This is a genomic window from Luteibacter sp. UNCMF366Tsu5.1 (assembly GCF_900119235.1).
Lineage (GTDB): Bacteria > Pseudomonadota > Gammaproteobacteria > Xanthomonadales > Rhodanobacteraceae > Luteibacter > Luteibacter flocculans.
In genome coordinates, this window is record NZ_FPIS01000001.1 from 909,553 (window position 1) to 931,798 (window position 22,246).

The following is a 22,246-nucleotide window of genomic DNA, read 5'->3' on the forward strand; positions in this document are numbered from 1 at the left end:
CGGCGAAGGGGCTTACTGGTGGGAGCCAGCCTGCTGGCGATGGGAGCTTGCCTCGCTGCTACACCGCTCCGTCGGCTTTTCGCCAGCAGGCTGGCTCCCACCTGCACCTTTTGGCTCATTGCCACCAGGGTGGCTCCTACCTTTGCTTCGTAGGTTCGCGCCGCTAAAGGGATCCCACGGAGCGGCCTCAGGTCCGGATGAGGCCCCGTTCCTGAGCCATCCGATAGAGGTCCAGCTCGGACCCTGCGTTGAGCTTGTTCATGACCGCGGCACGATGGATGTAGATCGTCTTCTGGCCGATGCCCAACTCCGCGGCTACCTGTTTCGGCGCGCGGCCGGCAGCCAGAAGCAGGAACACTTCCCGCTCGCGGGCGGTGAGCCGGTTGAACGGGTCAAGATCCGTCGACGGTCGACCCGAACGCCGCTGGCGCAGGTCGGAGCTCAAGTATTGCTCGCCACTGAGCACCGAACGCACGGCCGCCACGAGCTCCTCCGGCGCCACGCCCTTGGTGACGTAGCCCCGTGCACCGCGCCGCAAGGCTTCGGACACGTAAGGCTCGCCGTCGTGCATGCTCAGCACCACGATCTTCATGCCCGGCGAAATGCTACCCAGATGCTCGATCAACGGCAGGCCACTGCCATCGGGGAGCGTTAGATCCACGGCCACGAGGTCGGGCCGGTGCTGGGTCACCGCCTCTACCGCCTCATCGGCGTTACGTGCTTCGGCGACGACGTCCAGGTCGGGTTCCAGCTCGATGAGCCGTTTGAAACCCTCACGGACAATAGCGTGGTCATCTACTAGGACGATTCTTGGCATGGAGAGAATGTAGCAGGCTCCGGACGCGGGCGTACGGGCGATGAGGGCCACGACGCCCTCCATCGCCCGTGTAACATTCCGGCATGCGACTACAACCCCGCTTCGCCGGCCCCCTCTTCGCCCTTGCCTACGCTGTCGCGTGGGTCATGCTGTGGCCGACAGAGCAGCCCTATTGGGTGCTGCCCTTCGGCCTGCGTTTCGGTGCGCTGCTGTTGATGCGAACGCGCGACTGGGCGTGGATTCTCGGCGCGGAAATCGTCGCCAGCGCTTTCTGCGAGTGGCGCAGCGGCCTGCCTATCGGCGGCGCAGGCTTCGTACTGGGCGATGCTCCCGAACCCCTCACCGTAGCGGCCTGCCTGTGGCTTCTGCGTCGGGCGCACCTGCACGCCAGCCTCAGTACGCCGGAAGACGTGGCGCGTCTGCTGCTGTCGGCCATGGTCACGGCCACGGTCGCCACCGCGGGCAACGCCGCGATGATGGCCTCCATGCACCCCGCCGCCCCGGTGGAAATGCTTGGCACCACCTTCGGTAGCGATCTACTCGGCAATTACCTGGGCGTGCTGCTGGTCGTGCCGGTGATGGTGCTGGTCTTCCGCGAGCGCCCCACGCAAGCCTCTATGGCAGAACTGCTGCTCGATGGCTTGTTGGTAATGCTGCCCTCGCTCGCCATTCTCATCACCCTGGCCGAGTATTCGCCGCAACCGCAGTTCGCGCGCGTGCTCTCTCTCGCACCCGTGCTGTTCTTTGCTTTCCGCCACGGCTGGCGCGGTGCCGGTCTGGCGATGCTGATCACCAGCGTGGGTCTCAATGTCACCGAGGACATGATCGGCCGCGGCGCGCCCACGGCCGCGGCCCACCTGTTCCTCGCGGTGGCCGGCACAGGCACGCTGATGCTCGGCGCCGCCACCGATGCGCTACGCCGCAGCAGCGAGCGCGTGGCGCAACAGAACACCCACCTGGCGGCCGCGAACCAGCGCCTCGATCAACTGGCCCGCCAGCTACGCGACGCGGCGCGCGGCAACCTGCAGGCCGAAGAAAACCTGCGTCGGCACATGGCCGCCGAACTGCACGACGAGCTGGGCCAGAACCTCACGGCCATCCAGACCCACCTCAAGCTGGCACAGAGTCGGCTCGGCAGTGCGGGCATGGAGGACATCGGTACATCGATCAACGGCATCCTCGGCCACATGCGCAAGGCGCTGCACCGCATGCTCGACAGCCTGCGGCCGTCGGTGCTGGACGAGTTCGGCCTGCTGCGCGCGCTGGACGAAGGCCCGATCCGCGACATGCTGACCGCCGCCGGCATCACCTACGTGACCGACCTCCGTGGCGAGCCCCGTCTGCTGGACGAGGACACCCTTACCGCGATCTACCGCGTGGTGCAGGAAAGCGCGACCAACGTGGTTCGCCATTCCGGCGCCAGCCGGATGACACTGCGCCTACGCATCGGCCTGCGCGACAGTGGCCCCGTGGCGATCCTGGACATCCGCGACAACGGCACCGGGCTTTCGTCCGCGCCGCCCGCCCGTCATCGCAGCGATGGCGGCGGGCGTGGACTGCAAGGCATGAGCGACCGCATCACCGCACTTGGCGGCCTCTTTCGCATTCGGCCGGAGCCTGTAGGACTTCACCTACGCGTGCTGCTGCGCAGCACAAGTATCGGATCCGGCATAGGAAATTTTCCAATAGCCGGAGAGTGAACACATCGTTACGATCTCATTATCGATGTGGGGGAGCCGCCGTCGAGAGACGGTGAGCCCAGGTCGGTCGTGGGGACGATCGACCTGATGAGGCGACAGGATGTTGCCTCGCCGGTGCAACATGGTGGTCGGTGGATCTGCGAGCAACTCGCGTTTCACGAGCCATGAAAACACCGGATCAAGCCGTCGGTGGGCAGGAGCCCACCGACGGCGTTTTTATTTGGGCGCTCGCCTGCCCTCCGACCATGCGACAGGCATAAAAAAGGCCCCCGATGGGAGCCCTCTTACGCGGGGGATACAGGCCGCTCAGCGCTTCTTCTTGGGCCGCACGTAAAGCACCAGACTGTGGTCTTCGATGACGTAACCGTGGCGCTCGGCGATCTCGTGCTGGAGGCGCTCGATCTCCTCACTGATGAACTCGATGACCTTTCCGCTGTCCACGTCGATCATGTGGTCATGATGCTTGCCGCGGTCCAGCTCGTAGACGGCCTGCCCACCCTCGAAGTTGTGCTTCATGACGATGCCGGCGGCTTCGAACTGGGTCAGTACCCGATACACCGTGGCAAGCCCGATGTCCTCCTGGTGCGACAGCAGGCGCTTGTAGATGTCTTCGGCGGTCAGGTGGCGCTCGTCCGCCTCCTCGAAAATCTGCAGGATCCGCATGCGCGGATGGGTGACTTTCAGGCCCGCCTTGCGGAGCTCTTTGGTTTCCTGGTCCATGTCGAGACCCCTCGCGGTGCCATAAGGCGCTTAGTGTATCATCACAGGCTTCACGATCCGGACGTTACTACGCATGCATAAGCTCATCCGCACGCTGGGTTTGGCCATGATGGCAACCGCCATCGCGGGCTGTGGCCTCGTCTATACCCCCGACGTGCAGCAGGGCAACCTGCTCGACAAGAAGAACGTCGATCAGTTGCAGCCGGGCATGACCAAGCGTCAGGTCCTCGTACTGCTCGGCACGCCGTCGGTCGCCTCGCCGTTCGATCAGGATCGCTGGGACTACGTGTCGACCTTCTCGCATCGCGGCCGCCCCATGACGACCCGCACGCTGACCCTCACCTTCAACAACGACACGCTGGTGCGCACCGAAGGCGATTTCTTCGCCCAGGATGCCAAGCAGCTGCTGAAGGACTCCGAGAAGTACAAGGCCAACCCGACGGGCGGCGCCGAGGGCGACAAGAACACCAGCGGCAAGAAGAGCGACGACGACGGCGGCTTCAGCGTCGGCGGTTCGTCGGACGACAGCCCCGCCAGCAAGCGGTAATGGCTCAGGCGCCGCGTAACGCGCGGCGCCGTCGGGCTTCCATCGGATCGAGCGTCAGCGGGCGGTAAAGCTCGACGCGATCGCCCTCCTCCAGCACCCGCTCCGGGGGCACCTTCTTCGCGAAGATCCCGATCCGTGTGGGATCAGGCATGACACCGGCAGGCAAGGCGGGCGCGGCCTGCTGCACGGCCTGCCAGGCCGTCGTGCCCTCGGGCACACCGAGTTTCAGGACCACCTGCCCTTCCGGCCCGGCATACGCGACCTCGACGCCGATCTCAGCCATACTGGCGCCTCGCTTCGTCGCAGAAATCGTCGACCATGCGGTTGGCGAGTTGCTGGAAGCCCATTTTCAGCACCGAACCGCCCAGGCCGGCGTAGTCGAAGTCCAGATCCAGCGAGATCTTGCAGCCGACGTCGCCCAGGGCCTGGAACGAAAAAACGCCGTCGAGCGAACGAAACGGCCCTTCCACGAATTTCATGGTCAGGCGTTCCGGCCGCTGCATCGTGTTGCGCGTGGTGAAATGCTGCTTCAACCCGGCGAACTTGAGATCCAGCCGGGCCACCAGCACGTTCTCGTCGCGCTCCACCACCGTGGCGGCGTCACACCAGCCGAAGCGCTTTGGGTATGCTTCCACATCGTTGACAAGGTCGAACATCTGCGCGGGCGTGAACGGCACGATCGCACTGCGGCGGATTTCAATCACGTTGGACCTCGTCTTATTTCGTCGGCGCATGGACACGCCGGCCTTGTATCAGGGACTCGATAGACCGATTTTAACGGACATGGCAAAAGCGAAGGCAAAGGACACGGAAAAGGAAGGCGGCGGCACCATCGCGCTGAACAAGCGCGCGCGCCACGAATATCACATCGACCAGCGCTTCGAGGCCGGCATGGCACTGCAGGGCTGGGAGCTGAAGTCCCTGCGCGCCGGCCGCATCAACTTCGGCGAAGGCTGCTACGCGATCATCCAGCAAGGCGAGGTCTTCCTCGTCGGCGCACAGATTCCGCCCCTGATCAGCGCCTCCACGCACGTGGTGGCCAACGATCGGCGCACGCGCAAGCTGCTGCTCCACCGCGAGGAAATCGACCGTCTGATCGGCGCCGTGGAACGCAAGGGTTACACCCTCGTCCCCACCGCCATCTACTGGAAGCGGAACAAGGTGAAGTGCGAAATCGGCCTGGCCAAGGGTAAGCAGGAGCACGACAAGCGCCACGCCGAGAAGGAACGCGAGTGGGCGGTCGACAAGCAACGCGCGATGCGCGCCCACAACCGCGCCGGCTGACTGAACGGCCGGCGCCCGCCCATTGTGACAGGGAGTTGGCGCCCCTATACTGCGGGTAGGTAGTTACACAACGTTTTCCCCGGGGGTGTTCTGGCTTCGACGGGGGTAGTGCGATTGCCTGGTGCATGCCGAGGGGGCAGCTTTCCTCGTTAATCCAGCAGCAAACTTATAGTTGCCAACGACGACAACTACGCTCTCGCCGCTTAAGGCGTAAGCCCCGAACCGACTTGTGCTCGTGCTCGTCGGTGTAGGGTCACTATCACGAGATCGTCAATGGCTGTCGCCTCTCAGCCTACGACTAGATCTAACAGGCTGGTTTGTCGGCGCGCTTAGCACGCCGTGCTGTCGGCAAACGAGATCCAACGGTGAGCTAAGCATGTAGATCCGGGGATTAAACGCCTTCGGACGCGGGTTCGACTCCCGCCACCTCCACCAAATTGGTCCATGTCCCCAGTCCATCGGGGAAAATGGCCCGCCTCGGCTGATTCCGTCAGGTATCACGCGAGGTATCATGTGCCAAAGCCATTGCTGTTGCACCGACCAAGCGGACTCCACGTCCGCTTTTTCGTGCCTGCGTTCCTGCAACCCTCCCTCGGGCGGCGCTACATCGTGCTCAGTCTGGGGGGCCAGCGGGCGGATGCGGCCCGCCTCCGGGCCGCGCAAATCGGGTATGTTCTGGGCCAGGTCTATGAACGGATGCGGGGGCAGCCTGTGGCAGACCATAAGAACCTGTTGGAGACAGCGCTGGCTGCCGCACGGGGCCCCCATGTCGACCTGACCATCGAGCTCCCGGGCGGCGTCCGAATCGTTACGGACGGCTCGGCCCGGGAGAACGCGGAGGCCCGTTCGCCGCCCTGGAGCTCGAAGGCCAGCGCCTGAATGCACCTGCCCACGCCCCTGTCATTGAGCCGGAAACAAAGGCCAACCCCGACGACCTGCTCTCAGCGCGCATCACCGCCTTCCTGGGCCACATGGGCGGGCAGAACCGCAGCAAGAAGAACCTGCTCGACACGGAAAACACCTTCGCTATTTTCCTGGCCCTCGTGGGCGACAAGCCGACCCAGGCCTGCACCGCTGACGACATTGACACCTTCATGGCCGCCATGCGGGTGTGGCCGGCGAACGCGAGCAAGAAACCCGCCTACAGGGGCCTGACACCGAGGGAGGTTGTGGCCAAGGCGAAGCGCGAGCGCACGCCAGGTCTTGCGCCCCGGACCCGGGAAAAGCATCTGGACCGGCTGCGGCTCTTTTTCGGGACCTGGCTCAAGCGCAAGAAGGTGGACTTCAATCCCTGCGATGGCTTCCAGGTGACCAGCAAGGCGGAGGACGAGTCCCAGACACGGGAACCCTTTTCGCCTGCCGAACTCCGGACCCTTTTTTCACCAGACAAGCTCGTCTACACCTTGCCGCACAAATACTGGACCCCGATTCTGGCCCTGTATACCGGCGCACGGGTCAACGAGCTCGGGCAGCTGCATGTCGAAGACGTGGAGGAAATCGCCGGCATCTGGGGGCTGCACATCCGACGCAAGACAAAAAACTGTGCTTCCCGCCGGTTTGCGCCCCTGCACCCGGAACTCATCCGCCTCAGCTTTCTCGATTACCTCGTCGACGTCAAAAAGGCGCGATTCGAGCACGTGTTCCCAGGCCTGACCTGGGGTGACAACGGGCCAGGGGATTCCATCGGTGACTGGTTCAACCGGACATACCTCCGAAAGACCTGCGGCATCACGAGCCCAACCAAGGTGTTTCATTCCTTCCGGCACAGCTTTGCCACGGCTGCGGAACGGGCCAGCGTCCCGACGGTCGGATTGCCCAGCTAACCGGACACAGCACCGGCAGCACGGTGCTCAGGAGGCACTACATCCAGTCTCTCAGACATCAGCAAAGTGGCGTTCCCGGAGGTGCAGCTTGCACCCCGGAAGCCGGGGTTCTTCGAGCCCTACCTCCGCCGGCAACGGGCGGTCGAAGACCGGGCGAAGCGGGCGCATGGCACCGATGGAGATGCTAGAGGATGAACCACTTTTTTTTGAGGAATAAAGGCGATACATGCGTTGCACAATGGCTGCTGATGTCTCAGCTGCTTCCCTCACTCTCCGGGTCGCCGCCCTTCGATACGAGGAATGTTTCTGTCTCGCCAATGTAGATAGTGATTTCGTCACCCTTGACCATGATGGAATCCGCTTCATTCGAGAAATCCAACATGAAGCTTCGCGCACCATGGAAATCGCCCCACGACGTGCGGAAAGTCATGCCCTCTGCAATCGAGTAGGAATAAGAGTCGAGGCCATTGTTGTATAGCCCATCCTTCCCACGTGGGTAGTTTGCGAACAGCTGGCGGTTGTACGGCGGCTTGAGAAGACTCACGAAGGCCTTTTCCGCATCAGCAACGATTGGCTTGGGGTTATAACTAAAGTCCACATCCTCATCTTCAATGTCTGCATCGGCCCCGAAAGTCCTGACAAACATCGGGTCGACCTCGAACGCAAAGAGGAAAATCTCATCAGTAACCGACGCGCCGGGATAGCGCTGCGGTTCCTCCGAAAGGATTTTCTGGCGCGCGTGGTGACCGTGTCCAATCAGCCGACTAAACGTATCCCCGACCTTCGCAATGCCGACGTACAAAAGGTCGAAAGTCATCAGTTCTCTATAGTTCTCGAGCCCGGAAAGGGGGCTGGGGTCCTTCCGTCCAACGGTCATCAGGGCACTTTCCGGGCTATATGCGGCAGCAAGCTTGGATTCGCCTGCTTCATCCGCTATCCAGACCGAAAGCTCATCGTCTCCCCAACTCAGTCGAAGCGGAACTTCATCCCGGCCATCTTCGAGAATTCGCTTAATGCGTCCGAAGTGAAGACGTCCTGTCGCTGTAGGGCCACCGGCAACGACAATATCAAATGAGACCGTACCCTCTTCCGCTTCCTGCACGACGTTTGCAAAGCATGCCGCCGCACGCCCTCCAATCATATAAAAGTCGCTGTTGGAGATGATTCTGGCGAATTCCTTATCATCGCTGTGCATGGAAGCCACCCGGTTCGAGACCGGGGGATAGACCAGATTGAGAGTCGATAGCTTGACCTTCGATTTGCCTTTCATCCGTTAGTTCCAAATAGGTTGAGCGCGCGAATCACCATACAAAAAACACCGAGGGCACTGTCATGCAGAAGGCTCAAGGGACTCAGTGTTTGTGCACCCCAAGCTTGTCGAACAGCATCCGGTTTCGCTGCTTGGCAAGCCGGATGAGCTTGTCGTAGGAGATGATTTCGACGTGCCCGTTGCCGCCTGGCAGGGTGAGAAAATATCCCTCCCCGTCAAACGCCTCGATGTAACGGAACTCGACGTGGTTCTTGAGGCTGGGGGTGAGGTCAGCAATCAGGAATCCATGATAACGGACACTTTTTGGATTGATGGGCCGCCCATCAATATCCTTGACGCCGCCCTTTGAAATCTCGACAAAGCGCTGGATTATCTGGTCACCCGGGTCCTTGTTGTAGTCGTCCCGTCCAGGGCGTTTGAACTCGACAATAACCACCCCACCGGAAGCCAGCGCCTCCGGCTCGGCGATGGCGACCGGCCGGTCCCAAAACAGGGCAAGGATGTCCGGCTCTTTCGCCGATGTGTCTTCCAGACCCCGCGCTTTCTTCATCGCCACATCCGACGTCAGCAACGTGTGGAAAGACAGGCGCTCGTCGATGAGCCACAAATTCTGCTGCTCGAAGAACACGTCCTTCGACGTTGCTCCCATCGGAAACACCATCTTGTGGAGCACTTTCTCCAGCGGATATTTGTCGTCCGTGCGGGACTTTTTCAGGCTGGCATCAACAAGGTCCAGCAGGGTCCGACGGTGGGCGACATAGGAGGCCAGCTTGGCCTTGCCGACTTCGTTGAGCTCCTCCATGAGCACCTTGAACCGTTCCTGATACTTGTCGAACGATTCTTTCTCCATCCGGGCAGCCAGGCTCTTCTCCTCCCTGGACACCTCATCTTCGATTTCGCGGCGGATGTGGAGCAGGGTTTCGTCGAGTTGCGTGTCTGTTAGTCCTGGAGAGACACGGGATTCGAGACGGGCGCGGTACCGCTCATGGGTGAGGACCCGGTATTCCGGTGCTTTCTCCACGAACCGCTCAATCTGGGCAATCTTCTCGGCGTTGGTCACCCGCAGGTCTTCGGCGAGCAGGGTTCGCAGCGTGTCGCCAATGGCTTTGTTGAGGGCCCGCCGGGAGATGGAAACGCGATCGAGTTCCAGCCCTTCGTCGCTCTCGAACGTGATGGTTGTCCGCTCCTGGTTGGCGTTCTCGTCCAGATACTCACCGGTGACCAACGCAATCAGGCTGAATGCCTTGCCGTCCTCGCCCACAAACCGGTCCGGCAACTCTGGCAGGAGGTCTTTGAGCTTGGCCGATGCCACATCCCGCGAGGTCGCGCAGAGGTGGTATTCGTGGCTGCGGTTCGTTCCCAACTGGCGGAGGACCTGGACAGAGAACTGCTGCCCCTTGACCTCAAAGGTTGCCTCCTGGATTTGCCCGACGACCGAGGTGTCAAACAGTCGATTGACGTCCACGGTCGAAAATCCAAGGGCCGACACCGTGATTTGCGGACATCCCCGGGAGGCGAACCGGATAAGGAAGTGTTCGATGATGCGACGGGCGACACCTTCGACGTCAGCGGGCCAGGAGGCCCTGTACTGGGACGCCATGCCCTTCATGGTCACTCTGGTTCCGGTGGGTTCCTCGACAGACGTTGTCGCGTCGGCCTTGGTCAGGTCCTCGTCGGCGAAGTCGAACGGGAAGTCCCGCCGCCTGCGCTGGCGGTCCTTGCCGAAAACGCTGATTACGCGGACCTCATCGAAAACCTTGAGGTAGGTAAAACGACCGACGCCCTTGCCACCAGCCTTGAGTTTCGAGACCGTGTGGGCTTCCCGGAAATCGGCGAGATGCCCATCATCCAGCCCGATACCGTTGTCGGTGACCTCGACCCCATCAACGACCAGTTTGCCTTCAACAGCGCTCGCTCCCAGGTCTTGCAGCGGGATAAGCCTGATGTCGATGCGACCGGCCGCACCGGCCTTGCCTGCTTCGATGATGGCGTCCATCGAATTCGAAATGGCTTCGTAGAGGGGCATCATCCCCTTGCCGTTTTCGAGCTTGAGTCGCTGGACGAGTCCCTTGAGGTTTGCCTTCATGCATCACTTCCTGGTGCATATGTATTACCTCATTCTGCTGTGCCGTGCATTCCCTTTCCAGTAGTCAGATACAGGGGCGCGATGGAAACGCTTAAAGGGCTGCCCTTCCCATCAAGGTCGGCGGCGGGCAAACGGATACCGGTTGCGCGACGGGTGAGCCACTCGTCTCGTGAACTGCGACCAGCACCCGCGACGATGCACGCCTAACCCACAGGAAGAACCTAGTGATGACCGAATCGACACAAACGCCGACCGTTCACTTAGTCGTCTTGGAGGGCATGCCAGCTAGGCCTTTTGACGACCTCGAATCAGAGCTCGCCAGCAGCAATATCGTCTTCAGGCGCACGGTCCGCTCCAACACGCCATACGCTGCGCTAGAGCTTTTCATTCCGCCGGCCGTCATCGTTGCGCTCGCAGTCAATAGCCTCTTCAAAGCGTTTTTTGAAGAGGCGGGCAAAGCGGGCTACAAAGCGCTCGAAGGCGCCATCAAGAAGCTGAGCAAGCGCGTTCTCGGCGACAACGGGCCGGACGTTGAACTCACGGGTACGCCCGGCAAACTGCCCGATGTCCCGCGCTACTCCCACCGGATCGGAGTCATCGCCAATTTTGATGGGGGTACGTCCATCAGGCTGGTCTTTACACCAGGGGAGGACCCGGCGCCCGCCCTCACCCGTTTTTTTGAGTTGCTCAATCAACTACATGGACCGGACGCCGATAACGTGACTATTGCTGGCGACTCAGGGAACGGACGGCACGGTTTATTTGTTCGCTACAACGCAGACCTTGATGCGCTCGTCTTCATCAACCCGTTGGCCGGCACGCCAGCAGACACCGCGAGGGATGCATCCTCGTCTTCTGAGGTTAGAAAAGACGAGAAGCCGTCACTTTGAACGAAACCGCCTGCTCGCCATGAGTTGCCCGCCGCCTGGAATCGATCAAAACTAGAGTCACAGCCCGGGTATCACGGCTGGGGGTTCTGTGGGGCATTGGCCGCAGGTCGGTGCAAGGAGATCAGGCATTTGCCTGAATCCGCCGGATTTGTCCCGCCACCTCCACCAATCGACGCTCGGGCCAAGGCTGCGTTTTTGGGGCTCAATTTCGAGCTGAAATGCCCATCCACGAGGTATCGTTTTGTGCCGAAGCCGGTTTCCGGCCCTGAGTGTGGATCAGTCAAATGGATGATTTTTTTTTACGAATCGAAGCACTCGGAGAACGCATCTGCATCCTCGGTCCATCCAATAGTGGCAAGTCGACGCTTGCCGATGCGATCGGCCGCGTTCGCCAGTTGCCGGTGATACACCTGGATCAGTTCCATCACCTTCCTGGAACCGCGTGGCAGCCCCGTCCGAACGACGAGTTCCGGCAGCTACACGATCAAGCCATTGCTTCTGAGCGATGGGTCATCGATGGCAATTACTCCGCGTGCTTCCCCGAGCGACTGGCTCGATCGACCGGATTGGTGCTGCTGGATGTTTCCACGCTCACCAGTCTTGGCCGTTACTTGCGACGGGCGCGCGGTGACCGGGCACGGATCGGCGGTTTGCATGGAGCGAGCGACAACGTCACGCTGTCGATGCTGCACCATATCGCCATCGTCTCTCCGCGAAACCGGAAGAGATATCGTGTGCTCTTCGATTCCGCTGACGTGCCCAAGGTGTTTCTTGGTTCGGTCAATGCCATCGCACGCGTCTATGCGGACTGGCAACTTGTTTTGCATGACGCGCCGCGCGCGGGCTAGCAACAGGATCAGCAGGAACGCGGCAGCAGCCGTCAAGCAATGCGGTAATCCGCTGTCTTTGAATCAATGCGCCGGCTGCAAAGCATGACGCCCGGCCAAAAGCCGGGCGTCTGCATATTCATTTAGAGATCGCGGCAGCCGTGAGTTTCTCCGCTTCGACGTGGGGCGATGTGTCGCCCCGCGTCGGGATACCCAAAGCCACTACCCTCAGAACTCGCGCCACTGTCCCGAAGCGAGGGCCGGCTGGGCCGCGGGCGCCATCGCCATCAACGGCTCGCGGGGTGCAGACACCGGAGCCGCCTTGACGGGCTGCGGCGACGGCTTCGACGACGCGCCAGCTACCACAGCCGCCGAGTCCGCGAGCTTGAAGAAGGCCACCTGACGCGTCAGTTCCTGAGCAAGCTCGAGAGCCTGGCGGCTGGCGGCGCTGGCTTCCTCCACCAACGCAGCGTTCTGCTGGGTCACGTCGTCGAGGGAGGCTACGGCGACGTTGACCTGTTCCACGCCCGCCGACTGTTCCTGCGACGCGGCCGAGATTTCGCTGACGATGTCGGCGACCTTGGTCGCGCTGTTGCCGATGGTGACCAGTGCCTGCCCGGTGCGATTGACCAGGTCCGAGCCGGTGCTCACCCGCTGCACCGTGGTGCCGATCAGGCTCTTGATGTCCTTGGCGGCGGCGGCGCTGCGCTGCGCGAGGTTGCGGACCTCGGCGGCCACGACCGCAAAGCCGCGGCCCTGCTCACCCGCACGCGCCGCTTCCACGGCCGCGTTCAAGGCCAGCAGGTTGGTCTGGAAGGCGATTTCGTCGATCAACACCGCGATCTCGCCAATGTTCCGGCTGGCCTCGGAGATCTGCTTCATCGCTTCCACGGCTTCGTCGGCTACCGCGCCACCGTTCTTGGCGTCGGTGCGCAGGCCCTGGGAGATCTGCTGGGCAAGCGCCGCACCCGATGCATTCTGTTTGACCGCGGACGACATCTCTTCCATCGATGCCGCGGTTTCCTCCAGCGAGGACGCCTGCTCCTGGGTGCGGTTGGAAAGATCGTCGTTACCCGCCGAGATATCGCGTGCGGCGTGCTCAACCTGCACCGCGTTCTCGCGCACGGCGCCGACGATGCGAGCGAGATTCTCGTCCATGGCGTGCAGCGCATTGAGCATGCGTCCCAGGTCGTCGTTGCGCGTGACCGACACCGACTCGCCCAGGTGACCCGCTGCGATGCGCGCCGTCACGGCCGAGGCATGTTCCAGCGGCGCGAGGATACTGCGCACGAGCGCGGTCGCCACGCCGACGATCGCCAGCAGAGCGAGCAGACCGCCGCCCAGGAGGATACCGTCGGTACGCGCACGCGTCGTGGCGGCCTGAGCCGAACGCTCGTCAAGTAGCGCTGTCTCGGCACCGACGAACTTTCCCAGCAGGTCGCGCATCTCGTCCATCCGGGCCTTGCCCTTGCCCTCGCGCTCGTACGCCAGTGCCTCCGCGCTCGATCCGCTGTTCTCCGGCTGCTTCTTCTGCAGAGCGATGACTGGATCGATCGCATCGGTCGTCCAACTGCGATAGACCGCATCGATATCCGCGAGGCGTTTCTGCTGCTCGGCATTGTCGATCGTGAGTTGGCGCAGCTTGGAAAGGGCATCCGCATAGGCGGCCTGTCCCGCGATCATCGGCGCCAGCGAGGCCTCCTTGCCCGTGATCAGGTAGCCGCGCTCACCGGTTTCGATGTTGACCAGGGCGCCCAGGAGCGCTCCCTCTACCCGCAGCACCTCGTTCGAGTGCAGGTCCATGCGGGTGCTCCGCTCCATGGTCTGCAGTGCGGCGTAGACGAGTCCGACGAGCACGATCACTACCATGGCGATGGCGGCGAAACCACTGAAGATGAGCTTGTTGCGTGAAGCCAGTTTGATGAATTGCATGGTGCCTCCTGGGCAGAGAAGGCGCGAGCTACCGCCGTTTTCAGGAGCGGGCGCTTTTGCCGAAATGCCGGGAAGCACGGGTCGTGATGACCATACGGTCACCTGGCGACTGATGTACTGACCGGTTACCTATACGTTTTCGGCAAATTCGGTCGAAACTTAAATTCGGCAGTTAATGCAACTAATTCGCTTTTTTACGCTGCGACAGCCAACAAGAAGCTGGGGTAATTCAAGGTCCGCAAATATTGCGAACCGTGTAGTCCATTAAATCCCGCCATCATCCTCGACCGTAACGCAGACTATTAAGTATTCCGCCAACGTGAGCCTTCCTTCCGGGATGCGCTGCAACAGCGCAGATAAAAGGGAGCGGTGGAATGACTCGATATGTACGCCTTCCAGAGTCTGGTGAAAGCGCGTGAACAGCGGAATCCCAGTGGGAGGCGGCCAATGCCGCCTCCCACTGGAGTGTTTCTTTACCGCTCGTTGCGGCGGGTCGACTCGACGACCGGCAGGCTGTCTTTCACCGACAACAACTGATCTCGCGGCAGGGTGATGCTGGCCGTACCGGCAATGGCATCCGACGCACCGCCCACGGAGACTGTATAGCTGCCGCGGTCGATACGCCACGTATTGACCGACGTATCGAACCAGGCGAAAGCACGTGCGTTCAACGGCACCGCGACCTGACGGGTTTCGCCCGGCTTCAAGGTAACGCGCGCGAAGCCCTTCAATTCCTTCTTCGGGCGGGAAACGGGCGGCGCGTCCTCGCCCACATAAACCTGCGCCACCTCGGTACCTTCGCGCTGGCTCGTGTTGGTGATCGTGAACTGAGCCCGGGCCACGATCTGGCGGTCGTCCAGATAGGGCACGTTCCCGAAAGTCACATGCACCGCGCCATAGGTAAACGAGGAGTACGACAACCCGTGACCGAACGCGAATTCAGGGGTTATGCCCTTTGCCTCGAAGCCGCGATACCCATTGAGCAGGCCCTCGGAATAGACGATTTCCTTGTTCGCCGTACTGTTCTGCGGGAACGGGTAGTTGGCGTACGTCGGGTTGTCCTTCTCATCGCGCTCGATCGTGATCGGCAGCTTGCCCGAAGGATTCACCTTGCCGAACAGGATTTCACCAATCGCCGCACCGCCCTCCTCGCCCGCGTACCAGGGATAAAGCACGCTTGCCACCTTATCGACCCAGGCCCGCATGCTGACACCGCCGCCGGCGTGCATCACGACCGTGGTGCGAGGGTTCGCCGCGGCCACGTTGGCGATCAGCTCGTCCTGGGCCTCGGGGAGGATGAACGGTCGATCGAAACCCTCGCCTTCGTATTCGGAACCCAGACCACCGACCACGACAACGGCATCGTACTGGCCCAGATCCGTCGTCGGGACGAGCGACGCCCAGCTGAACTGCACACCCTGAAATCCGCCCAGCGTGCCGAAGTAGTTTGGCTTGCGCTCGTACTGGATGCTCACATCGTAGGTTTGGCCCGCCTGAAGGCGAATTGTGCCGTACGAGGGGATGGTCGGTGGAATCGACGGCGTGATGACGGTGCCTGCGCCGTTGTTGACGATCTCCTGCCCGTTGATCTGGACGCGCACTGCACCGTCGGCCCTCACCTTGAAGACATGATCGCCCGTCGTCGTCGGAGTGATCTTTCCGGACCAAACGGCCGCATCCGGCATGGCGCTACCGAAGGGTGAGCCACCATTGTTCCAGTCGAGATTGATCAGACGGTCGTCGCGGGTGACAGTCTGGCCGTTCGACGAATAAGCACCGGTGAAGCCACCCACGCTCGGAGTCAATCCAGGATCGAGGGACATCCGGTCGATGTAATCGACCTGACTTCCCTGGGGTGCAGCCGCGCGAATGCCGTCGATGTCATTGACGTACTCATTCGGGTTGATGTTGGCGCTGCCAAACCCGGACGGCGGTGCTGTGACGGAGCGGTAACCGATGACCGCCACTTTCAGCGGATGATCGCTGGCCAGGGGCAGATTGTTGTGGTCGTTCTTCAGCAATACGGTGCCTTCACGCGCGATGTCTCGTGCCATCGCCTGACTCTGCGCGCGCTGCTCGGGCGTCTGCGTGTTGTCCGTGGAAACCGTATTATCCGTGAAGCCAAACAACGCAATCTGCCGCACGATGCGGCGCACCTTGTCGTCAATGACCGATTGGGGAATCGTGCCGTTGGCGATAAGCGGCTGGAGTGTCGTCGCATTCATGAACTGCCCGTTGGGCATGTCCAGATCGGTACCACCCAGCGCGCCCTTGGTGCCATCCTGCAACGCGTTGTAATCGGACTCGATGAAGCCCTTGAAGCCCCACTGCTGTTTGACGATCTCGTTGTTGAGATGCGCGTTCTCGCAGGCAAGCGGACCATTGACACCATTGAAAGCGCACATGATGTTTGCGGGCTTGCCAGCCTTGACTGCCGACTCGAAGGGAACGAGGTATAGCTCGCGCAACGTCCGCTCATCGACCGAGATGTTCACCGCAAGGCGATTGTTTTCCTCGTCATTGGCGACCAGGTGCTTCAGCGTGGCCCAGACGCCCTGGTCCTGGATGCCGTCGATGACCTGGGGAACGAGTGCGGCGCCCAGGTAGGGATCTTCACCGGACATGTATTCGAACGCACGCCCCGCGTACGGCGTCCGGTACATGTTCACGCCCGGACCGAGGATGTTCTGGAAACCGAGCTGGCGCGCGTCACGCCCAATCGATGAGCCGAACTGCTTTGCGAGATGGGTGTCCCACGACGACGCGAGTGCTTGCCCAGCCGGGTAACTCACGCCTGCCGGCGACGAAAGCCGCACGCCCAGCGACGCGTCGGTCGCGTAGATCTGTGGCAGTCCAAGCCTCGTAAGCGGTTTGATGTCCCAGGCACCGGTGCCACCGATGTAGTCCAGCTTTTCCTGCAACGTCATCTTTCTGACGATGCGGTCGGCGATCTGGTCGGCCAGCCAGTCCTGGAGAAAGTCCGGGGCGTGCCCGCGCACGGCGGGAATGCCCTGTAGCGAGCGCTGAGCCGGATGCAACGCTGGTGCAGCACCGCGGGTCTGTTGGGCTGACACCGGGGCGGCCACTGTCGAGGTCAAGGCGGCCGTGAGGCACGCGGCCAAGTTCAGTTTTTTCATTAAGCGTCTCCGATAGCGCTTTTCACGGATTCCCCCCGTTATCGAAGCGTTGTCGGTTGACGCTCAGCATTATGCTGCATAGCAGCATGCCGTGGCTGTGATGGGATTCTCACAACGGTTGGATGGTTCAGCGTTGCAGAGCATTCGAGCGCACGCTGTGCATCGCATGTGCTTGAGAGCAAGTGCCGTCGATCGCATGGCAGCATCACATGTTGATACGCTCCGAACGATACCGATCACCCCCAGGCCGCCCCCATGCCCCGCGATCGATCCGAAGGCTGGAACGACGTTGCCGACCAGTACCTGGCGGCGCGGTCCAGTATTGGCGCAACCCTGGTGCGCGCGTGGGCGCGGGAGAATCTTCCACCATCGGCGTCGGTGCTAGATGTAGGCTGCGGGTCGGGCGTACCCATCGCGCAGGTGCTGATTGAAGACGGATTCAACGTCTTCGGGATCGATGCCTCACCCAACTTGGTCGCTGCATTTCATGCGCGCTTTCCCGATATGCCCGTGGCCTGCGAAGCCGCGCAGGAGAGCGTGTTCTTCTGCCGACCATTCGGCGGTGCTGTTTCCATCGGCCTGATCTTTCTTCTCGACGAAGACGACCAGCGCGAGGTGCTTCGCCGCATCGCCGATGCACTCGAGCCTGGCGGTCGCCTTCTTTTCAGTGCACCGCGGGAAATCTGCCAATGGGACGACCTGCTGACGTGCCGAACCTCCCGTTCGCTGGGCGAGGACGCGTATGTCGCCCATCTGCAAACGTTGGGACTTCACGTTGTCGGATGCCTGAACGACGAGGGTGGCAACAATTACTTCGACGTGGTGAAGAACGCCCTGCGCGTCGGGCCGCCCTGAGGCGACGGTCTTCGCGGAGGGATGACATCGCCCTTTTGGCCGCGCCCAAGCCGCAATCTCTTTCGATTCGCCTGCTGATGCCCCGCAGGATGGCGTCGTCAATCGCGCCGACAGATTCATGAGAAGTCCATTCGAGTCGCGACTCAATACCGCTCCGAAAGGTGCTTATGATGAGAGGAACGCTGTAGTACCTACCAGGCACCGCCTCTCTGAAGCCCCGAGGTCACAATGACTCCGCCTCTCGCCACCACCGCACCGTCGAACCAGCCCCCATCCGGTCTGATTCGCCATCAGCTCGCCCTGGTACGAACGGTCACCTGGCTGGTCCTCATCATTAACGTTTGCCTGGGCACCTACAGCTTCCACTACAACATCACGGTCGATCCCCCGTTCGCCTACACCCACCTTGTTCGAGACGTCGGGCTCGGCATCGCATGCATCGCGGCGCTGGTCTTTCTGCCGCGTAACTTCAGCTACGCCTGCCGTGCTCTGTTGGCGGGGCTTATCTTCTATCTGGCGTGGCATTACATATCGAACGACATGCGCGATCTGCCGAGCGCACTCCTGCCTCTGCTGATCATGATCATCGCCGCATATACGATGGGGCGGCGCGCGCTTTGGTGGGTGACGGGCATGATCGTCGCCGCGGTGCTGGGCTCGGCGGTCAATCAGTTCTTGTTCGATGGGCTGGAGTCGATACGCGAGCCGACCTATATCGTCGCCCTATGCAAGCAGTTGTTCCAGGTGCCTCTCGCCGCTTGCCTGGTCGATCGGACGATCGTGGTGCTGCATAACGCGATGGAAGCGGCCGACCTTCGGCGAGCGGAATCCGAAGCGTTACATCGGCAACTTGCCGACCAGATGAATCACACCATGGACTTGCAGCAGCGCTTGAACCGCACTGCGGCACACGATGCTGCCGTATCGGTATCGGCCGCCATCTCCCATGATTTCGGCAATCTACTCAATGCCATCGAAGGTTACGCAAACCTCGCGTGGGAGTCCGTCGTGACCATGGACACGCCACTGACCCGGGCCTTGGATGGCATCGAGCGTGCCGTGGAAAAGGCGCTTCGGCTGAATCGCCAGGTGATGGACATGATGCGCAACGAAGCGCGAGAGCCTTATCCGATCAATCTCGACGCGGCCATGGTGGAAATCGCGCCGCTCCTGAAAGTCACTGTCGGGAAGCAGATCAACGTCGAGGTGGATATGGACAACGTGCCACCGGTCCTTTTCGACGAGCCCCAACTGGCGCTGATTCTCCTGAATCTCGCCGCCAATGCGCGTGACGCCATGGAAGGCCGCGGCACGCTTTCATTGCGCGCACAAGAACGGGACGATGCCGTGGTCGTGACCATTTCGGATACAGGCCCGGGTATAAATGCCGACAAGGCCAAATACGCGTTTCAGCCGTTCTGGACCACGAAGCAACAAGGTAAAGGCACGGGGCTCGGGTTATTCAGCGCAAGGCAGATGGCTGAGTCGATGCAAGCACGTCTGGCTCTCTGTGAGCATGCAGGCAACGGCGCGCAATTCGAACTGGCTTTGCGGCGTGCCTGACGAACCACCAGAAGCGCCGGTCACGACTCCACCAGGACGTATCCGGCGCCGCGGACCGTGACGATCTCCAGGTGAGGACGCTCGCTACGGGTCAGCTTTCGACGAAGGCGGTGAATGAGGACCTCGATCCGATGCGGATCGAAATCCTCCACGTCCGTAGTGAGTGATTCGATCAGTAACTCCCGGTCAACGGGGTTGCCCTGCCCTTGCCGCAGCCGCTGAACGACGATGCGTTCCGCTTGAGTCAAGGCAAGCACTTCTCCCATGGGACCAGAGACATACCAGCCGTCCGTCGCCGGAGCCGCCATCGCCGCTGGACCGGCTGATGCTGCGCGAGGTGTCCAGCTTCGACGGAGCACGGCGTGCAATGCCGAGGCCAGCAAGCCGACAGTGACGGGCTTCATCAGATAAAGATCGGTGCCCAACTGATACGCCGAGAGGCCAGCGGACTCGATCGGCATGGCGCTCAACGCGATGATTCCCGCCTGTGAGCCTTCGCCACGCAGCCCTTGGATGATACGCAGACCGCTATCGTCGGGCAGATTAATATCGACGACCAGCAGGTCGAACGCCTGGCTGGCTCGTTTGAAATGAAACTCTTCGGCTGTTGCGCACGTGGTTACCTCGAAGCCGTAGCACGCCAAGCCGGGCCCGAGAATTTCCTTGCGCAGATCGTCGTCGTCCTCGACCAAGGCAACTCGCGCCAACACTGGTCACCCCCACCACGTCCCCTGCACACGGGGCCTACCGTAGCGCGGATTTGCCGATTATGCGAGTCGTACCGGGCTGTGCTCCGCCCTGCCTGCCTGCGATAACGGCCCGTCGGAGCCATGCACCGACGGGCCGCTTGCCTTACTGCACCGTCATGGCCACGACCGAGAACGAGGTCGTGGGACCGATACCCGTGACCCGCATGTAGTAAGTTCCTGCGGCGGGCGCGGAAATCGTCACCGACTCGTTGTTCCCCACGTGTGCCGAGCTGTACGGTCCGGTAGTCGTGACGGGAACCGTGTCCTTGCCGACGACCAGGGAGACATCCCCGCTCCCCCCCATGGTCCGGAAGGTCGCCACGCGTGTTTTGGCGGGTACGACGAACTTATAGACGATCTCGCTGGCGTTATAGCCCACGTCCCTGCGTACCACGACACCGTTGACCAGCGGAATGGCACTCTGCGCCGGGCTGCTGTTGGGATCGAGTGCCTTGGTGACTGCGGCAAAGGTATCGAGGATGCCGATGCCATAGGACTGCGCGTTGGACTGCGGGAACCCACGGGTCGTCGAGGTCAGGTAGTCCTTGACCAGATTGGGGGTGAGCGCCGGCAGGCCGGCTTTCTTGCGTGCAGCGATCATCAGCGCCGCCGCACCGGCCACTTCGGGGGTGGCCTGCGAAGTGCCGGCCATGGAGCCATACGTCGGTGACGCCGGAACGGTCGTACCTGAGTTGATCGCAGACCAGGCAAAACCCGCGGCCACCGGCGTACCCGACGAGGCATCGTTCGGATACACGCCGCCACCAGGTGCCGACAGCGATACGTTGGCACCGTAATTCGAGTAGAAGGCAGGCTTACCCGTGATGCCGTTCGATGCGACGGTGACCACACCGGGGCAGTTGGCAGGGCTGGTGCCGGTGGCGTCCTGAGCGCTGTTCCCCGCGGCCACGATCACCGTGGTGCCGAGGCTCATCGCCGTATTGATGGCTTTTCCCAGATCGGTGGAAGCGCTGCACGCCCCCTCGCCACCCAGGCTCATATTGATGACCTGTGCGGGGAACGCGTTGTCATCCAAACCATCGACGTGGCCGCCTGCCGCCCAGACAATGGCATCCGCGATATCGGATGTCGCGCCGCCACAGTGACCCAGTGCGCGAATAGGCAACACCTTTGCCTTGCCTGCCACGCCGGCCATGCCCACGCCGTTGTCCGTCAGCTCGGCGATATTGCCCATCACGTGCGTGCCATGCCATGAGCTGGGTTCGGGCAGGATCGCCACGTTGTCGACGCAGCCTCCATTGCTGGCCAGGTATTTGCTGTCGGTGGTCCAATCACCTAAATCCCAGGCGCCTTTCGCTCGACCGTCCGTCGCACGCCCAGAGACGAGCGCGTCGGAAATGAAGTCGTAGCTCTGGTCCGTCAGCGAGGTGTCGAGATCGGGGTGAGACGTCGCACCCGTGTCGATCACCGCCACCACGACGCCCTCACCCTGCGACAGGCTCCATGCCTTGGCGGCGTTCGAGCCGCCCTTGTTCGCGAAGGCCTGGGTATCGCGGCCGATCGTCTCAGGCGTGCCGTCGCCCGCGCGGAAATGCCATTGGTAGGAAAAATTCGGGTCGTTGGGCGTACCCGTCGATACGTCTTCCAGACGGTAATCGCGGAACGGATAAAGCCGCACATCCGGCTCAATGGACTCCACCGCCGGATTGGCCGCCGCTTCGCGCATCAGTGCCATCGCAGACGGGCCATCCAATGCCTTGCTGGCACGCACGACATAACCGCCCACCGACGTCTTCCGCTTGAACGAGAAACCCGCGGTGCGCAGCGCATTGGCCTGAATGGCGGACATGGCCGTCGACGAACGCATGAGCGATGAACTCGCCGCATAGATGTCCTGCGCCGCGGCGGCTCCATTCGGCGTCATGCCCGGTTTGTAATGCACGATGAAGCCATCGATGCGCTGCCCGGAGGACAGCGCCATGCTGGCAACCTTTGCGTCGATACTCTGCGCCAGCGCGCAAGGCGCTGCGCAAGCCAGCAGCGCGCCGACGATCCACATCTTGTTAGCTGGGTACTTCATGTCTA

General features: G+C 61.8%; 18 protein-coding genes and 1 other RNA gene. 9 read left to right on the forward strand and 10 right to left on the reverse strand.

Annotated features, from left to right (window positions below; all coding sequences use genetic code 11):
* Positions 1-187 precede the first annotated feature (187 nt).
* The gene (locus BT115_RS03940; RefSeq protein WP_072322242.1) at positions 188-817 is read right to left on the reverse strand and encodes a response regulator transcription factor; all 630 of its coding nucleotides are present in this window, start codon (positions 815-817) and stop codon (positions 188-190) included.
* Between the two features lie 83 nt (positions 818-900).
* Here BT115_RS03940 and BT115_RS03945 point away from each other — a divergent pair, with 83 nt between their 5' ends.
* Positions 901-2,517: an MASE1 domain-containing sensor histidine kinase gene (locus BT115_RS03945; protein ID WP_072321215.1), complete on the forward strand. Its 1,617-nt coding sequence runs from the start codon at positions 901-903 to the stop codon at positions 2,515-2,517.
* 306 nt (positions 2,518-2,823) lie between these two features.
* On the opposite strand, the gene fur is transcribed toward BT115_RS03945, so the two are convergent.
* A complete protein-coding gene (gene fur / locus BT115_RS03950) occupies positions 2,824-3,237 on the reverse strand; it encodes a ferric iron uptake transcriptional regulator (protein WP_072321216.1) in 414 nt (137 codons plus the stop codon).
* Between the two features lie 73 nt (positions 3,238-3,310).
* On the opposite strand from fur, the gene bamE reads away from it, so the two are divergent.
* Positions 3,311-3,784, forward strand: coding sequence for an outer membrane protein assembly factor BamE (bamE, locus tag BT115_RS03955; RefSeq protein WP_072321217.1), 474 nt, complete (start codon positions 3,311-3,313; stop codon positions 3,782-3,784).
* A 4-nt stretch (positions 3,785-3,788) separates the two neighbouring features.
* On the opposite strand, the gene BT115_RS03960 is transcribed toward bamE, so the two are convergent.
* Together BT115_RS03960 and BT115_RS03965 are read right to left on the reverse strand one after the other, a co-directional pair.
* Positions 3,789-4,067 carry an RnfH family protein gene (locus BT115_RS03960; RefSeq protein ID WP_072321218.1) on the reverse strand — a complete coding sequence of 93 codons (279 nt, stop codon included), beginning with the start codon at positions 4,065-4,067 and terminating at the stop codon, positions 3,789-3,791.
* The gene (locus tag BT115_RS03965; RefSeq protein ID WP_083527299.1) at positions 4,060-4,488 is read right to left on the reverse strand and encodes a type II toxin-antitoxin system RatA family toxin; all 429 of its coding nucleotides are present in this window, start codon (positions 4,486-4,488) and stop codon (positions 4,060-4,062) included. The genes BT115_RS03960 and BT115_RS03965 overlap by 8 nt, the downstream gene beginning before the upstream one ends.
* A 79-nt stretch (positions 4,489-4,567) precedes the next feature.
* Between BT115_RS03965 and smpB the strand changes: the two genes are divergently transcribed.
* From smpB to BT115_RS03985, 3 genes are all read left to right on the forward strand, one after another.
* Entirely contained in the window at positions 4,568-5,068 is a 501-nt protein-coding gene (gene smpB, locus BT115_RS03970) for an SsrA-binding protein SmpB (RefSeq protein ID WP_072321220.1), read from the forward strand.
* An 81-nt stretch (positions 5,069-5,149) separates the two neighbouring features.
* Positions 5,150-5,503, forward strand: a transfer-messenger RNA (tmRNA) gene (gene ssrA, locus BT115_RS03975).
* 536 nt (positions 5,504-6,039) lie between these two features.
* Entirely contained in the window at positions 6,040-6,891 is an 852-nt protein-coding gene (locus tag BT115_RS03985; protein WP_072321222.1) for a site-specific integrase, read from the forward strand.
* A 253-nt stretch (positions 6,892-7,144) separates the two neighbouring features.
* Here BT115_RS03985 and BT115_RS03990 read toward each other — a convergent pair whose 3' ends face one another.
* Both BT115_RS03990 and BT115_RS03995 read right to left on the reverse strand, forming a co-directional pair.
* On the reverse strand, positions 7,145-8,161 hold the full coding sequence (locus tag BT115_RS03990; RefSeq protein ID WP_072321223.1) for a hypothetical protein: 1,017 nt from the start codon (positions 8,159-8,161) through the stop codon (positions 7,145-7,147).
* An 82-nt stretch (positions 8,162-8,243) separates the two neighbouring features.
* Positions 8,244-10,247 carry a hypothetical protein gene (locus BT115_RS03995; RefSeq protein ID WP_072321224.1) on the reverse strand — a complete coding sequence of 668 codons (2,004 nt, stop codon included), beginning with the start codon at positions 10,245-10,247 and terminating at the stop codon, positions 8,244-8,246.
* Between the two features lie 227 nt (positions 10,248-10,474).
* Here BT115_RS03995 and BT115_RS04000 point away from each other — a divergent pair, with 227 nt between their 5' ends.
* Both BT115_RS04000 and BT115_RS18835 read left to right on the forward strand, forming a co-directional pair.
* Positions 10,475-11,137 (forward strand): hypothetical protein, encoded by a 663-nt coding sequence (locus tag BT115_RS04000; protein ID WP_072321225.1) that lies wholly within the window; start codon positions 10,475-10,477, stop codon positions 11,135-11,137.
* Between the two features lie 284 nt (positions 11,138-11,421).
* On the forward strand, positions 11,422-11,985 hold the full coding sequence (locus tag BT115_RS18835) for an AAA family ATPase (RefSeq protein WP_072321226.1): 564 nt from the start codon (positions 11,422-11,424) through the stop codon (positions 11,983-11,985).
* 207 nt (positions 11,986-12,192) lie between these two features.
* On the opposite strand, the gene BT115_RS04010 is transcribed toward BT115_RS18835, so the two are convergent.
* Entirely contained in the window at positions 12,193-13,896 is a 1,704-nt protein-coding gene (locus BT115_RS04010) for a methyl-accepting chemotaxis protein (RefSeq protein ID WP_072321227.1), read from the reverse strand.
* A gap of 473 nt (positions 13,897-14,369) precedes the next feature.
* Positions 14,370-17,033, reverse strand: a complete 2,664-nt coding sequence (locus tag BT115_RS04015) for a beta-glucosidase family protein (RefSeq protein WP_072321228.1) — start codon at positions 17,031-17,033, stop codon at positions 14,370-14,372.
* Positions 17,034-17,288: 255 nt separating this feature from the next.
* Here BT115_RS04015 and BT115_RS04020 point away from each other — a divergent pair, with 255 nt between their 5' ends.
* The gene (locus BT115_RS04020; protein ID WP_072321229.1) at positions 17,289-17,888 is read left to right on the forward strand and encodes a class I SAM-dependent methyltransferase; all 600 of its coding nucleotides are present in this window, start codon (positions 17,289-17,291) and stop codon (positions 17,886-17,888) included.
* A gap of 228 nt (positions 17,889-18,116) precedes the next feature.
* Positions 18,117-19,451 carry a sensor histidine kinase gene (locus BT115_RS04025; RefSeq protein ID WP_072321230.1) on the forward strand — a complete coding sequence of 445 codons (1,335 nt, stop codon included), beginning with the start codon at positions 18,117-18,119 and terminating at the stop codon, positions 19,449-19,451.
* 20 nt (positions 19,452-19,471) lie between these two features.
* Here the strand turns inward: BT115_RS04025 and BT115_RS04030 are convergent, their stop codons facing one another.
* Positions 19,472-20,143: a response regulator transcription factor gene (locus tag BT115_RS04030; protein ID WP_177257374.1), complete on the reverse strand. Its 672-nt coding sequence runs from the start codon at positions 20,141-20,143 to the stop codon at positions 19,472-19,474.
* Between the two features lie 160 nt (positions 20,144-20,303).
* The gene (locus BT115_RS04035) at positions 20,304-22,241 is read right to left on the reverse strand and encodes a S8 family serine peptidase (protein WP_072321232.1); all 1,938 of its coding nucleotides are present in this window, start codon (positions 22,239-22,241) and stop codon (positions 20,304-20,306) included.
* Positions 22,242-22,246 lie beyond the last annotated feature (5 nt).

Bases quoted from the DNA above. Each gene is read 5' to 3' on its own strand.
- smpB (WP_072321220.1), top strand. From the start codon at position 4,568: ATGGCAAAAGCGAAGGCAAAGGACACGGAAAAGGAAGGCGGCGGCACC.
- BT115_RS03945 (WP_072321215.1), top strand. From the start codon at position 901: ATGCGACTACAACCCCGCTTCGCCGGCCCCCTCTTCGCCCTTGCCTAC.
- BT115_RS03995 (WP_072321224.1), bottom strand. From the start codon at position 10,247: ATGAAGGCAAACCTCAAGGGACTCGTCCAGCGACTCAAGCTCGAAAAC.
- BT115_RS04015 (WP_072321228.1), bottom strand. From the start codon at position 17,033: ATGAAAAAACTGAACTTGGCCGCGTGCCTCACGGCCGCCTTGACCTCG.
- BT115_RS04020 (WP_072321229.1), top strand. From the start codon at position 17,289: ATGCCCCGCGATCGATCCGAAGGCTGGAACGACGTTGCCGACCAGTAC.
- BT115_RS03960 (WP_072321218.1), bottom strand. From the start codon at position 4,067: ATGGCTGAGATCGGCGTCGAGGTCGCGTATGCCGGGCCGGAAGGGCAG.
- BT115_RS04000 (WP_072321225.1), top strand. From the start codon at position 10,475: ATGACCGAATCGACACAAACGCCGACCGTTCACTTAGTCGTCTTGGAG.
- bamE (WP_072321217.1), top strand. From the start codon at position 3,311: ATGCATAAGCTCATCCGCACGCTGGGTTTGGCCATGATGGCAACCGCC.
- fur (WP_072321216.1), bottom strand. From the start codon at position 3,237: ATGGACCAGGAAACCAAAGAGCTCCGCAAGGCGGGCCTGAAAGTCACC.
- BT115_RS04035 (WP_072321232.1), bottom strand. From the start codon at position 22,241: ATGAAGTACCCAGCTAACAAGATGTGGATCGTCGGCGCGCTGCTGGCT.
- BT115_RS18835 (WP_072321226.1), top strand. From the start codon at position 11,422: ATGGATGATTTTTTTTTACGAATCGAAGCACTCGGAGAACGCATCTGC.
- BT115_RS04010 (WP_072321227.1), bottom strand. From the start codon at position 13,896: ATGCAATTCATCAAACTGGCTTCACGCAACAAGCTCATCTTCAGTGGT.
- BT115_RS03985 (WP_072321222.1), top strand. From the start codon at position 6,040: ATGGGCGGGCAGAACCGCAGCAAGAAGAACCTGCTCGACACGGAAAAC.
- BT115_RS03940 (WP_072322242.1), bottom strand. From the start codon at position 817: ATGCCAAGAATCGTCCTAGTAGATGACCACGCTATTGTCCGTGAGGGT.
- BT115_RS04025 (WP_072321230.1), top strand. From the start codon at position 18,117: ATGACTCCGCCTCTCGCCACCACCGCACCGTCGAACCAGCCCCCATCC.
- BT115_RS03990 (WP_072321223.1), bottom strand. From the start codon at position 8,161: ATGAAAGGCAAATCGAAGGTCAAGCTATCGACTCTCAATCTGGTCTAT.